We start from the raw sequence: 13559 nt of genomic DNA, 5'->3' as shown, positions 1-13559 counted from the left end.
CCTTCTTTGGCCCGGGCCAGCCTGTGCGGGAGTGGCTCGGGTTGTAGCTAAGAGAGACGGACAGCGGCTCTTCAGGATTCAAACAGTGCGGTGTTTTCGTCGAGCCAGCCTTGCAGCAGCAGGGCGGCGGCGATGGCGTCGACCGGGTTGTCGCGGTAACTGCCTTTCTGGCCGCCGCGAGCCAGGCGTTCGCCCTTGGCCTCGAAGGTAGTCAGGCGTTCATCGTGGGTATAGAAGGGCAGATTGAAGCGGCCGTTCAGGCGCCGGGCGAACTTTTCCGCGCGGGCGCACATGTCACTGGGTGTGCCGTCCATATTCAACGGCAGGCCGACCACCACGGCATCGGGTTTCCACTCTTTGATGAGGGCTTCGACCTGGTTCCAGTCGGGAATGCCGTTCTGCGCTTTCAGGGTGCACAGCTCGCGGGCCTGGCCGGTAATCACCTGGCCGACCGCGACGCCGATCTGTTTGGTGCCGTAGTCAAAACCCAGAATCAGCTTCAGGGCCATCAAGCGTGCCCCGCCTGGCTGGTCAGCAGGCTGAGGTTGACGCCCAGGTGCCTGGCCGCCGCCTCCAGGCGCAACTCACTGCTGGTATTGAACAGGATGTCCGCGTCAAACGGGCAGGTCAGCCAGGCGTTTTGCGCCAGTTCGGCTTCAAGCTGCCCGGCTTCCCAACCGGCATAGCCGAGGGCAATCAGGCTTTTTGCCGGGCCGACGCCGTCAGCGATGGCGAACAGCACGTCCTGGGAGGTTGACAGGGCCAGTTCGTCTTCCAGATCAACGGTCGCCTGGAAGCTCAGGCCTTTGGGGTGAAGGACGAAACCGCGATCGGTCTGCACCGGGCCACCGATGAAGATCGGCACATGCTGGCAGAGCGCTGGCGGTTCGATTTCCGGGCGCAATTGCTCAAGGATATCGGCCAGGCTCAGATCTTGCGGACGGTTGACCACCAGCCCCATGGCGCCATTGGCCGTGTGCTCGACGATGTAGGTCAATGTGTGCGCAAAGTTCGGGTCGGCCATGTGTGGCATGGCGATCAGGAATTGATGCTTGAGGTAGCTGGGGCTGACGTTTTTCATGACCGCTAGTGTGGCGTTCGAGGGGCGAACTGACAAGCTGGGGATGCCGTAATTTGGCTGTCGACACGGATCAAATGTGGGAGCGGGCTTGCTCGCGAAGGGGTCGTGTCAGTCGACATCTATATTGAATGACTGACCGCATTCGCGAGCAAGCCCGCTCCCACAGGGGATTTGCGGTGATCAGTTGCTGGAAAGTCGATCCCCGCGGGCAAATTTCCAGGTGCGGATGATCTCCAGCCGGTCGATATCCGACAAATCCCCGGTAAACGGTGCAAACGGCGCTGCCAGCCGCACAATCCGTTGCGCTGCCTGGTCCAGCAGCGGTTGGCCCGAAGACTCCAGCACCAGCACTTCATACAGCGAACCGTCGCGGTTGATCGACACCATCAGGCGCAAGTTACCGTAGATCTGTTTGCGCCGCGCTTCATCGGGGTAGTTGAGGTTGCCGATGCGCTCGACCTTCTTGCGCCATTCGTCCTTGTACCAGGCGCCCTTGTCGCGCATGGTCGATGCCGCGCTCAAGCGGTGGATGCGCGGGCGCTTGGCGTACAACTGTTGTTCGGCGGCCAGTTCCGCTTCGAGGCTGGCGATGTCGCTGGACAGTTGCTCGCTGTCGAAGGTCGGCGCCTGGACCTGGGGCTTGACCTCGGTCTTGGGTTCCTCGGTTTTGGCGGGGGCCTTTTTCGGCTTCGGCGCCACGGTGGTCACGGCAGCCTTGGGCGGGGCTTCCTGAATTTCAGGCTTGGCGGCCGGCGGTGGCGTGACCTTTTGCACCTTGTTGTCCTGGAACGGCGCGACCTCGGTGGTCTTGGGAATCGCCTTTTTATCCAGGGTGCCGCTGCCTTGCTGATTCTCCTGAGCCAGGAAATCGGCTTTCTCGGGCTTCTTTTCGCTCTTGAAGGTGGCGAGGGTGATTTCCAGGGTTTTGCTGATCTGCTTGGGCTCGACCACTGCAAACCCGACACCCAACAGCAAGGCCAGGTGGATCAGCGCCGCCAGAAACAGGGTAAAACCGAGGCGATCAGCCGGGCGCACGCCACGGTGGGCGAGTTCGGCAGGCAGATCGGACGGGAGTGTCATGACAAGGAAACCAACATCGCGTTTTCACAGGCCGCGCATGATAACGCAATGTTGGTTTGGCTAATCAACGTGCCTTGAGCTTCTGATCGATGGCATCCATCAGCATGCCGCCGATGTCAGTGCCAAACGCATTATCGATCTCGCGAATGCAGGTCGGGCTGGTGACGTTGATTTCGGTCAGGTGTTCGCCGATCACGTCCAGGCCAACGAACAACAGGCCTTTTTCACGCAGGGTCGGGCCGACTTGCGCGGCGATCCAGCGGTCCTTGTCGGTCAGTGGGCGCGCTTCGCCACGGCCACCGGCGGCCAGGTTGCCACGGGTTTCGCCCGCCGCGGGAATTCGCGCCAGGCAGTAATCCACGGGCTCGCCGTCGATCATCAGGATGCGCTTGTCGCCATCGACGATGGCCGGCAGGTAACCCTGGATCATGATTTGCTGTTGACCATGCAGGGTCAGGGTTTCGAGGATCACCGACAGGTTCGGATGCCCTGCGGTGTGGCGGAAGATCGAAGAGCCGCCCATGCCGTCCAGCGGCTTGAGGATCACATCGCCATGATGGTCGGCGAATTCGCGCAGCACGTCAGGACGACGGCTGACGATAGTCGGCGGTGTGCACTGCGGGAACAACGTGGCAAACAGCTTTTCGTTGCAGTCACGCAGGCTTTGCGGCTTGTTGACCACCAGCACGCCAGCGCGCTCGGCCTGCTCCAGCAAATAGGTGGAGTAGACGAACTCCATGTCGAACGGCGGATCCTTGCGCATCAGGATCACGTCCAGATCGCTCAGCAGCGCGTCGCTTTCGGCGCCCAGTTCGAACCATTTTTCCGGGTTGGCGAAAACCTGCAGCGGACGCATCCGGGCCCGGGCCTGGCCTTCGCCCTGATACAGGTCGCGCTGTTCCATATAGAACAATTCCCAGCCACGCTTCTGCGCGGCCAGCAGCATGGCCAGCGAGCTATCCTTTTTATAGGAAATGCTGGCGATAGGGTCCATGACAATCCCGACGCGAACGCTCATTGGGTTTTCCTCGAAAATTGGCTACCGGATCGGTATGAAAAAAGTGGCGTCAGAGTGGCGCTGAGTGTGTTCCCGGTCAAGGAAAAACCACCTTGCGGGTCGTCCGATAGATTGGTTCTGGAGACTGTGCTAAAAAGGCTGCCATGTCGTGCCGGCCCTTGAGCATCAAGGGTTTCGAGCCGCGTTAACCGGCAAACGGACAATTTGTTTCGCAAAGGCGACGGTAGAGCATTTTATGGAACAGCACCCCAGCGCCTTGAAGGTCATGGTGATCGACGATTCGAAGACGATCCGTCGCACCGCCGAAACACTGCTCAAGAACGTGGGTTGTGAGGTCATCACGGCCATCGACGGTTTTGATGCCCTGGCCAAGATTGCCGACAACCACCCCGGCATCATCTTTGTCGACATCATGATGCCGCGCCTTGATGGCTATCAGACCTGCGCCCTGATCAAGAACAACAGCGCGTTCAAGTCCACGCCTGTGATTATGCTGTCGTCCAAGGACGGGCTGTTTGACAAGGCCAAGGGGCGCATCGTCGGCTCCGACCAGTTTTTGACCAAGCCGTTCAGCAAGGAAGAATTGCTTGATGCGATCCAGGCCCATGTTCCTGGCTTCGCCGCCGTTTTGCCGCAGTAGGACACGCACAGTGACGCTCGGCCATCGGGCCCGGCGTCGACAAGAATGGGGAAAACCATGGCACGTATTCTGATCGTCGATGATTCGCCGACCGAAATGTACAAACTGACCGGCATGCTGGAAAAGCACGGTCATGAAGTATTGAAAGCCGAAAACGGCGCCGACGGCGTGGCCCTGGCCCGCCAGGAAAAGCCCGATGCGGTGCTGATGGACATCGTCATGCCCGGCCTCAACGGCTTCCAGGCCACCCGCCAACTGACCAAGGACCCGGAAACCGGGCACATCCCGGTGATCATCATCACCACCAAGGATCAGGAAACCGACAAGGTCTGGGGCACGCGCCAGGGTGCCAAGGACTACCTGACCAAGCCGGTCGATGAAGACACCCTGATCAAGACCCTGAATAACGTGCTGGCCGGTTGATCGTCGGGTCATGAACGAGTCGCTGACGGCTTTCGAACTGCTGCTGCAAATCGACCAGCGCTGTCGTCTGCTGGCGGCGGACCTGCCGTCCCAGCCTGCCCGGCGGGACAGCTGGAGCGGCATTGGTTTTCGCCTGGGCGAACACTGGTATGTCGCGCCCATGAGCGAAGTCAGCGAAGTCCTGCACGAGCCGCGCTCCACTCAGTTGCCGGGGGTCAAGCCTTGGGTCAAGGGTGTCGCCAACCTGCGCGGGCGTTTGTTGCCGGTCATGGATTTGTGCGGTTTCTTCGGGCACGAGCTTTCGGCGGCGCGCCGGCAGCGGCGGGTGTTGGTGGTGGAACATGAAGAGGTGTTTGCCGGGTTGCTGGTCGATGAAGTCTTCGGCCTCCAGCACTTTGCCCAGGACAGCCTGGAGCCAGTGCCGACGGACGAGTTGAAGGGCCCGGTGGCGGCGTTCGTCAAAGGCCGGTTTCAGCGCGAGCAGTGCTGGCAGGTGTTCAGCCCGTTTGCGTTGACGCAGTCCCAGGGGTTCATGAACGTCGCGGTGTAACCGGAACAACAGAGATCCAATGTGGGAGCGGCGGTGCGGCGATCCGACTTGCTCGCGAAGGCGGCAGTCCATTCGACATTGCTATTGGCTGATCTACCGCTTTCGCGAGCAAGCCCGCTCCCACAGGGTCTCGGGTAAGCGCAGAAGTTGGTTAACAGGCGAGGACCGATGATAAAAGCAAAAGCAGGCAAGCCAATGGAAGGGTCGCGCAGCCGGTCGCAGATTATCGTGCTGTTCATCGCGCTGATCGTCTTCATCATGCTGCTGTTCGCCAACTTCGCGTACCTCAACACCCAGGCTATCTACGACAAACAGTACATCGGCCACGCTGGCGAACTGCGCGTGCTGTCCCAGCGTATCGCCAAGAACGCCACCGAAGCCGCCGCCGGCAAGGCGGCCGCGTTCAAGTTGCTCAGCGATGCGCGCAACGATTTTGCCCGGCGCTGGGGTTATCTGAAGAAGGGCGACCCGGCCACCGGCCTGCCGCCGGCGCCCGCCACTGTGCGTCCAGAGATGCGCGCGGTGCAACAGGACTGGGAACGCCTGCTGAAAAACACCGACGCGATTCTGTCCAGCGAGCAAACCGTACTGTCGCTGCATCAGGTCGCCGCGACCCTGGCCGAAACCGTGCCGCAGCTGCAGGTCGAGTACGAGAAAGTCGTCGAGACTCTCCTGCAACGGGGCGCCCCGGCGGCCCAGGTGGCCATGGCCCAGCGTCAGTCGCTGCTGGCCGAGCGGATCCTCGGCGCGGTCAATACGGTGTTGGCCGGCGACGAAAATTCACAACAGGCAGCCGATGCGTTCGGACGCGACGCGACGCAGTTCGGCAAAGTGCTCAACGGCATGCTCCAGGGCGACCCTGCGCTCAAGGTCAGCCAGGTCGAAGACCGCGACGCCCGTGCTCGACTCGCGGAAATCTCCGAGCTGTTCGAGTTCGTCTCGGGCTCGGTGGACGAGATCCTCGAAACCTCGCCTGAACTGTTCAAGGTCCGCGAATCGGCCTCGAACATTTTCAGTCTGTCGCAAACCCTGCTCGACGAAGCCTCACACCTGGCCAGCGGGTTCGAAAACATGGTCGGCGGGCGTACCACCGACACCATTGGCGGTTATGTGCTGGGCTTGTTGGCGCTGGCTTCGATCATCCTGATCGGCATGGTGATGGTGCGCGAAACCAATCGTCAGTTGCGTGAAACCGCCGAGAAAAACGAGCGTAACCAGAACGCGATCATGCGTCTGCTCGACGAAATCGAAGACCTGGCCGACGGCGACCTCACGGTGACGGCCTCGGTGACCGAAGACTTTACCGGCACCATCGCCGACTCGATCAATTACTCCGTCGACCAGTTGCGCGATCTGGTCGCGACCATCAACCTCACCGCCGGCCAGGTGGCCGCCGCCGTGCAGGAAACCCAGGCGACCGCCATGCACCTGGCCCAGGCGTCGGAGCACCAGGCCCAGCAAATTTCCGAGGCCTCCATGGCGATCAACGACATGGCCGAGTCCATCGACCAGGTGTCGGCCAACGCGGCGGAATCCTCGGCGGTTGCCGAACGCTCGGTGGAAATCGCCAACAAGGGCAACGAGGTGGTGCACAACACCATCCACGGCATGGACAACATTCGCGAACAGATTCAGGACACCGCCAAACGCATCAAGCGCCTGGGCGAATCCTCACAGGAAATCGGCGACATTGTCAGCCTGATCGATGATATTGCCGATCAGACCAACATCCTGGCCCTCAACGCGGCCATCCAGGCGTCCATGGCCGGTGACGCCGGTCGCGGTTTCGCTGTGGTCGCCGATGAAGTGCAGCGCCTGGCCGAACGCTCGTCCGCCGCCACCCGGCAGATCGAAACCCTGGTGCGGGCGATCCAGACCGATACCAACGAAGCGGTCATCTCCATGGAGCAAACGACGACCGAAGTGGTGCGTGGCGCTCGTCTGGCGCAGGATGCCGGTGTGGCCCTGGAAGAAATCGAAGGCGTCTCCAAGACACTTGCGGCGTTGATCCAGAGTATTTCCAATGCGGCGCAACAGCAGACGTCGTCGGCCGGTCAGATCTCCCTGACGATGAACGTGATCCAGCAGATCACCTCGCAGACGTCGTCGGGCTCCACCGCCACGGCTGATAGCATCGGTAACCTGGCGAAAATGGCCAGTCAGTTGCGTCGTTCGGTGTCCGGCTTCACCTTGCCGGATGCCAAGGCGCAGGTTGTGGACAAAGCTTGAACCGCCCATGGGTGTCTGAATTGTGATTGGAGTGGTTATGGGTGATCGGCACGACTATGTGGCCCTCGAGTGGGTCAAGGGCGAGATTGCCGAAACGCTGAAACAGGCTCATCACGCGATTGAAAACCTGCTCGATGACCCGCAGGCGACCCAAGCGCTGGATGATTGCCTGGCATGCATCCATCAGGTCCACGGCAGTTTGCAGATGGTCGAGTTCTACGGCGCGGCGTTGCTCGCCGAAGAAATGGAACAACTGGCCATGGCCCTGCAAGGCAATCGTGTCAGCCATCGCGACGAGGCGTTGCACCTGTTGATGCAGGCCCTCGGGCAACTGCCGATCTACCTTGACCGGGTGCAAGGCGCGCGTCGCGACCTGCCATTGGTGGTGTTGCCCTTGATCAACGACCTGCGCAGCGCCCGGGGCGAAAGCCTGCTGTCGGAAACCAGCCTGTTCAGCCCGCAATTGCCCGAGTTGCCAGCGTTGGACGCACAAACGCTGGCGCAGCTGGAACCGGCCGAGTTGCCCGGTGTGCTGCGCAAGCTGCGGCAGATGCTGCAAATGGCGCTGGTCGGATTCCTGCGTGAACAGGACAACGACACCAACCTAGATTACCTGGCCAAGGTCTTCACCCGCCTCGAAACACTGTGCGCAGACGCCCCCCTGAGCCCGTTATGGCAGGTGGCATCGGCGCTGGTCGAAGGCATGCAGGGCGGTGCGATCGCCAATAGCCCGGCCTTGCGCAGCCTGTTCAAGGAGGCCGACAAGGAACTCAAACGCCTGCTCGAACAAGGCATGCCCGGCATCAATCAACCGGCCCCGCCGGAGCTGCTCAAGAGTTTGCTGTTCTACATTGCCAAGGCCGAACATCCCACCGGGCAGATGCTGACCATGAAAGAACGCTACTCACTGGACGACGCGCTGCCCGACAGCGCGATGGTCGATGAAGAACGCGCGCGGCTGGCAGGTCCCGACCGTGACGCCATGCGCTCGGTGCTGGCTGCACTGTGCGAAGAGCTGGTGCGGGTCAAGGAGCGCCTGGACCTGTTCGTGCGCAGTGACCGCCAGCACACCTCCGACCTCGACAGCCTGCTGGCGCCGCTGCGGCAAATCGCCGACACCCTGGCGGTGCTGGGTTTCGGCCAACCGCGCAAGGTGATCATCGATCAACTGGCGGTGGTGCTCAGCCTCGCTCAGGGCCAGCGCGAACCCAACGATGCGATCCTCATGGACGTTGCCGGGGCCTTGTTGTACGTCGAAGCGACGCTGGCCGGCATGGTCGGAACCGTTGAGCCGGAGAGCCAGGACGACAACCGCCTGCCGACCACCGATCTGACGCAGATCCATCAGATCGTGATCAAGGAGGCCCGCATCTGTTTGCAGCAGGCCAAGGACATGATCGTCGACTATATCGACGCCGATTGGGACCGCCAGCACTTGCAGGCGTTGCCGGCCTTGCTGACCCAGGTGCGCGGGGCGCTGGCGATGATTCCCTTGAGCCGGGCGGCGAGCCTGGTGGAAACCTGCAATCACTTTATCCGCGAGCACCTGTTGCTCGAGCCGGGCCAACCGGGCTGGCAGGAACTGGACAGCCTGGCCGACGTGATCACCAGCATCGAGTACTACCTTGAGCGCCTCAGCGATGACCCGCAGGCCCAGTGCGAAAACCTGCTCGATGTCGCGGAAAAAAGCCTGGCGAGCCTCGGTTTTTTCCCTAGTGAGCAACACGTACCCGTGCTGGATGATGTGCTCAACCCGAGCGATGCGCAGGTCATGCAGATGATGCAGGAGCTGGATGATCCTCAGGTCGTCCAGACCCTGGCCGATGTGCTCGCCAGCCCGGTTTCGAGCCTGAACCCGCCCGCGCAGAACACCCCTGGCAGCCTGCTGCCGCCGCCCTCGGGCGAAGTGCCGGTGGACGAGGAACTGCGCGAAGTGTTCCTCGAAGAAACCGACGAAGTCCTGGAAATCCTGCGCGAGTACTTGCCGCGCTGGTCCGCCAACCCTGACAACCGCTCGGCCCTGAGCGAACTGCGCCGCGCTTTCCACACCCTCAAGGGCAGTGGTCGCATGGTGCGCGCCCTGGTGCTGGGTGAGCTGGCCTGGGCTGTGGAAAACCTGCTCAACCGGGTACTGGAAAGCAGCGTGGAGCCGGGTGCCAAGGTGCAGCAACTGATCGGCGATGTGCTGCATCTGCTGCCGGAGCTGGTGGCCGAATACGCCGCCAATGCCCAGCGCCAGCGCAACGATGTCGATCAGCTGGCCGCCCGCGCCCATGCCCTGGCCAAGGGCAATGAACCCGTGTCCGATGAGGATACGCAAGATGTCGCGGCCCTCGATCCGCTATTGCTGGAGATCTTTCGCAAAGAGGCCGAAACCCATCTGGGTAGCCTCAATCGCTTCCTTGATCAGGCCGCCGAACATGTACCGTTGCAGGCCAGCGACGAATTGCAGCGCGCCTTGCACACCCTCAAGGGCAGTGCCTACATGGCCGGCGTGTTGCCGATTGCCGAACTGGCCGCACCGCTGGATCAACTGGCCCGGGAATACAAGGCGCACCTGCTCGCGCTGGATCTGGATGAAGTCGAATTGCTGCTGGAAGCTGAAGGGCTGTTTCGCCTCGGCTTGCGCCAGCTCAAGACAGATCCGCTGGCGGAAATTCCCGGTGCCCGGGGTTTGAACGAGCGCGCCAGGGCGCTGCTGGCCGAGCGCCTGGAAAGCCTCCTGAGCACACCAAACACCGGGCTGCGGATCAAGCGCGACCCGCAACTGATCAACAACTTCCTCGCCCAGGGCATGGACATCCTGCTGGACGCCGAAAGCCTGCTGCAGCGTTGGCAGCAACATCCCGGCGAACGTCAGGAACTCAGCGCTCTGCTGGACGAATTGACCACCCTTGGCGAAGGCGCCCATCTGGCCGACCTGCACCCGGTGGATGAACTGTGCGAAGCGTTGCTCGATCTGTACGGCGCCGTGGAAGAAAGCAGCCTGGCGGTCAGCGAGCGGTTTTTCCAGGAGGCACAGGCTGCCCACGAAGCGCTGATCAACATGCTCGACGAGTTGGCCGCGGGCCAGGAAGTCAGCCCCCAACCGCAACGGATCAGGGCCTTGCGCGAACTGCTCGACGAGAGCCTTGACCCGTCGGCCGTGGGCCTGATCCGCAGCGATGGCAGCCGCAGCCTGAGCATCCGTGAATTGGGTACGGCCACCGCCGAGCTTGAGCAGCGTGCGACGGCGCCGGGGGTGGACGATGAGATCGTCGCGATCTTCCTTGAAGAAGCGGTGGATATCCTCGAGAGCGCCGGTCAGGCCTTGCAGCGCTGGTTACGCGACTCGGACAACGCCGCGCCGCTGTCGTCCCTGCAACGGGATCTGCACACCCTCGAAGGCGGCGCGCGCATGGCCGAGATCGGGCCGGTCGGCGATCTGGTCCATGAATTGGAAAGCCTTTACCAGGGCCTGGTGGATCGTCGTTATGCCTTCAGCGATTCACTGGCGGTGCTGCTCAAACAGTGCCATGAGCGACTGGCGTTGTACCTCGAACAGTTGCAGCTCAACCAGCCGCTGGACAATTCCCGTGAGCTGATCGAAGCCATTCGCGCCTACCGTCAAGGGCATGCAGGTGTCGCCGAGGGGGCCCGGCAGGCGACCGGCACCGACCCGACTGCGCACGATCCGGAATTGCTGGAGATCTTCCTTGAGGAAGGTTTCGACATCATCGAAAGCTCGGGGGCGGCGCTGGCGCGCTGGCAGGCCCAGCCTTCGAGTCGCCAGGAAGTGGAAACCCTGCTGCGGGACCTGCACACCCTCAAGGGTGGTGCGCGCATGGTGGAAATCGCCGCGATTGGCGATCTGGCCCATGAACTGGAGTTCCTCTACGAAGGCCTGTCCACTGGCGTGCTGCAACCGACTGAACCCTTGTTCGCGTTGTTGCAGCGCAGCCATGACCGCCTGGCGCAGATGCTCGATGCGGCCCGCGCCGGTGAGCCGATGCCGCCGGCCGACCGCTTGATCGATGCAATCAAGAACTTCAGCCACCCGGCCGTGCCGGAATCGCCCGCGCCGGTTGCGCCGCCGGCCAAGGCCAAGGCCGAGCCGCTGGCGCCGCCGCCCGATGCCGGCGCCGACATGGTCAAGGTCTCGGCGGAACTGCTCGACGATCTGGTCAACCTGGCCGGTGAGACCTCGATCTTCCGTGGCCGGATCGAACAGCAGGTCAACGATGCGCACATCGCCCTGAATGAGATGGAGACCACCATCGAGCGGATGCGCGACCAGTTGCGCCGCCTCGATACCGAGACCCAGGGGCGGATCCTCAGCCGCCAGCAAGTCGACGCCGAACGCTTGGGCTACGAGGAATTCGACCCGCTGGAAATGGACCGCCACTCACAGTTGCAGCAGCTGTCCCGGGCGCTGTTCGAGTCGGCCTCTGACTTGCTCGACCTCAAGGAAACCCTCGAGCGACGCAATCACGACACGGAAAACCTGCTGCAACAGCAGGGCCGCATCAACACCGAATTGCAGGAAGGCCTGATGCGCACGCGCATGGTGCCGTTCGAACGCATGCTCCCGCGTTTGCAGCGCATCGTCCGGCAGGTGTCCAGCGAACTGGGCAAGGACGTGGACTTCATCGTCGACAACGCCGAAGGCGAGATGGATCGCAACGTTCTCGAGCGCATGGCCGCGCCGCTGGAACACATGCTGCGCAACGCCGTCGACCATGGCCTGGAGTCCGTCGAAGCGCGGCTGGCGGCAGGGAAACCGGCCAAGGGCAAGATCTCCCTCGATCTGCTGCGCGAAGGCGGCGACATCATTTTCGACATCCGCGACGACGGCGCCGGTGTGCCGCTGGACGCGGTGCGGCGCAAGGCGATCAAGCGCGGCTTGCTCGCCCCGGACAGCATCATCAGTGATCACGACGTGTTGCAGTTCATCCTGCAACCGGGGTTTTCCACCGCCGAAAAAATCACCCAGATCTCCGGGCGCGGCGTCGGCATGGACGTGGTGCACGAAGAGGTGCGGCAACTGGGCGGCACCATGAGCATCGACTCGGTGCCCGGGCAGGGCGTGCATTTCCGCATTCGCCTGCCGTTTACCGTATCGGTCAACCGGGCGTTGATGGTGCAGTGCGGTGAGGACCAATACGCGATCCCGCTCAATACCATCGACGGCATCGTGCGTGTCCTGCCCAATGAACTCGAAGGGTATTTCCGTTTCGATTCACCGACCTACGAATACGCCGGACAACGTTACGAGCTGTGCTATCTGGGCGAGTTGTTGAAAACCAGCCAGCGCCCGAAACTCTTGGGCCAGAGCCTGCCATTGCCGGTGTTGCTGGTGCAGTGCAACGAACGGCACATTGCGGTGCTGGTGGACGCCATGGCCGGCACTCGCGAAATCGTGGTCAAGAGCCTGGGGCCGCAGTTTGCGGCGGTACAAGGGGTATCCGGTGCGACGATTCTCGGCGACGGCCGGGTGGTGCTGATTCTGGATTTGCTGGCGCCGATCCGCGCCATGCAGGCCCGTGTCCCCCAGCGTTCGCCGGGGCAAGAGATCGAGGCCGAACCGCAGCGCCCGCTGCTGGTGATGGTAGTCGACGACTCGGTCACCGTGCGCAAGGTCACCAGCCGCTTGCTCGAACGCCATGGCATGAATGTGCTGACCGCCAAGGACGGGGTCGACGCCATGCTGCTGCTGGAAGAGCACATGCCCGACCTGATGCTGCTGGACATCGAGATGCCGCGCATGGATGGCTTCGAAGTCGCGACCCAGGTGCGCAACGACGAGCGCCTGCAACACCTGCCGATCATCATGATCACCTCCCGCACCGGGCAGAAACACCGCGACCGCGCCATGGCCATCGGCGTCAACGACTACCTGGGCAAGCCGTACCAGGAATCGGTGCTGCTCGAAAGCATCGCCTTGTGGAGCAAGACCCATGCTTGAACACCGCACCAGCAACCTCACCGGCCTTCTGCTGCCGTTGGCCGACCGCAACCTGATCCTGCCCAATGTCGCCGTTGCCGAGCTGATCGATTACCAGCAGCCGGGGACCTTCGACCTCGACACACCGCCGTGGTACCTGGGCCTGGTGACGTGGCGCGACCGGCAGATTCCGCTGCTGAGTTTCGAGTCGGCATGCGCGCAGAAAATCGTCATTGGCGAACGCGCGCGGATCGTCATTCTCAACGCCCTCGGCGGGCGTCCCGAGCTGAAATTCATTGCGCTGTTGGTGCAGGGGATTCCGCGCTCCTGCAAGCTCGATAGCCAGTTGAGTTACGTGGATGTGCCGTTGTGTGCGCTGGAACAAGCGGCGGTGCAGGTGGGCGAGCAGGTGGCCAAGGTGCCGGATCTGTTGGCGCTGGAGGCGTTGTTGGTGGATGCGGGGCTCGCCTGAAGGGCCCCATCGCGAGCAAGCTCGCTCCCACAGTGGATCTGCTGTGCACACAAAACCCTTGTGGGAGCGAGCTTGCTCGCGATGGCGTCTTGCGCGTCGACGAAAATCTCAACTCTAACCATTAACCTGAGCGTAACGATCCA

General features: G+C 62.2%; 10 protein-coding genes. 6 read left to right on the top strand and 4 right to left on the bottom strand.

Features of this window, described 5'->3' with window-relative positions; genetic code table 11:
• Nucleotides 1–71 precede the first annotated feature (71 nt).
• The 4 genes from ruvX to gshB all read right to left on the bottom strand — a co-directional run bounded on the left by ruvX (nt 72) and on the right by gshB (nt 3179).
• Complete coding sequence (ruvX, locus tag ACMDB8_RS26150) at nt 72–509, bottom strand: Holliday junction resolvase RuvX (RefSeq protein WP_056726497.1); 438 nt, start codon at nt 507–509, stop codon at nt 72–74.
• Nucleotides 509–1081 (bottom strand): YqgE/AlgH family protein, encoded by a 573-nt coding sequence (locus tag ACMDB8_RS26145; RefSeq protein ID WP_056726498.1) that lies wholly within the window; start codon nt 1079–1081, stop codon nt 509–511. Before ACMDB8_RS26145 ends, ruvX begins: the two co-directional genes overlap by 1 nt.
• A gap of 180 nt (nt 1082–1261) precedes the next feature.
• Complete coding sequence (locus ACMDB8_RS26140; protein ID WP_056726499.1) at nt 1262–2161, bottom strand: energy transducer TonB; 900 nt, start codon at nt 2159–2161, stop codon at nt 1262–1264.
• A 64-nt stretch (nt 2162–2225) separates the two neighbouring features.
• On the bottom strand, nt 2226–3179 hold the full coding sequence (gshB, locus tag ACMDB8_RS26135; RefSeq protein ID WP_056726500.1) for a glutathione synthase: 954 nt from the start codon (nt 3177–3179) through the stop codon (nt 2226–2228).
• Between the two features lie 235 nt (nt 3180–3414).
• Here gshB and pilG point away from each other — a divergent pair, with 235 nt between their 5' ends.
• The 6 genes from pilG (at nt 3415) to ACMDB8_RS26105 (ending at nt 13416) form a co-directional block, all read left to right on the top strand.
• Nucleotides 3415–3819 carry a twitching motility response regulator PilG gene (gene pilG, locus ACMDB8_RS26130; protein ID WP_007987791.1) on the top strand — a complete coding sequence of 135 codons (405 nt, stop codon included), beginning with the start codon at nt 3415–3417 and terminating at the stop codon, nt 3817–3819.
• 57 nt (nt 3820–3876) lie between these two features.
• The gene (gene pilH / locus ACMDB8_RS26125; protein ID WP_007897961.1) at nt 3877–4242 is read left to right on the top strand and encodes a twitching motility response regulator PilH; all 366 of its coding nucleotides are present in this window, start codon (nt 3877–3879) and stop codon (nt 4240–4242) included.
• A gap of 10 nt (nt 4243–4252) precedes the next feature.
• Complete coding sequence (locus tag ACMDB8_RS26120; RefSeq protein ID WP_056726501.1) at nt 4253–4792, top strand: chemotaxis protein CheW; 540 nt, start codon at nt 4253–4255, stop codon at nt 4790–4792.
• A gap of 168 nt (nt 4793–4960) precedes the next feature.
• Nucleotides 4961–7021 (top strand): methyl-accepting chemotaxis protein, encoded by a 2061-nt coding sequence (locus ACMDB8_RS26115; protein WP_056726502.1) that lies wholly within the window; start codon nt 4961–4963, stop codon nt 7019–7021.
• Between the two features lie 37 nt (nt 7022–7058).
• Nucleotides 7059–12965 (top strand): Hpt domain-containing protein, encoded by a 5907-nt coding sequence (locus ACMDB8_RS26110; RefSeq protein WP_409078151.1) that lies wholly within the window; start codon nt 7059–7061, stop codon nt 12963–12965.
• On the top strand, nt 12958–13416 hold the full coding sequence (locus ACMDB8_RS26105) for a chemotaxis protein CheW (RefSeq protein ID WP_409078150.1): 459 nt from the start codon (nt 12958–12960) through the stop codon (nt 13414–13416). Before ACMDB8_RS26110 ends, ACMDB8_RS26105 begins: the two co-directional genes overlap by 8 nt.
• Nucleotides 13417–13559 lie beyond the last annotated feature (143 nt).

The organism is Pseudomonas monachiensis (genome assembly GCF_047345015.1).
Lineage (GTDB): Bacteria > Pseudomonadota > Gammaproteobacteria > Pseudomonadales > Pseudomonadaceae > Aquipseudomonas > Aquipseudomonas monachiensis.
The sequence above is the reverse complement of the archived record's forward strand: the minus strand, read 5'-3'. Positions and strand labels throughout refer to the sequence as shown.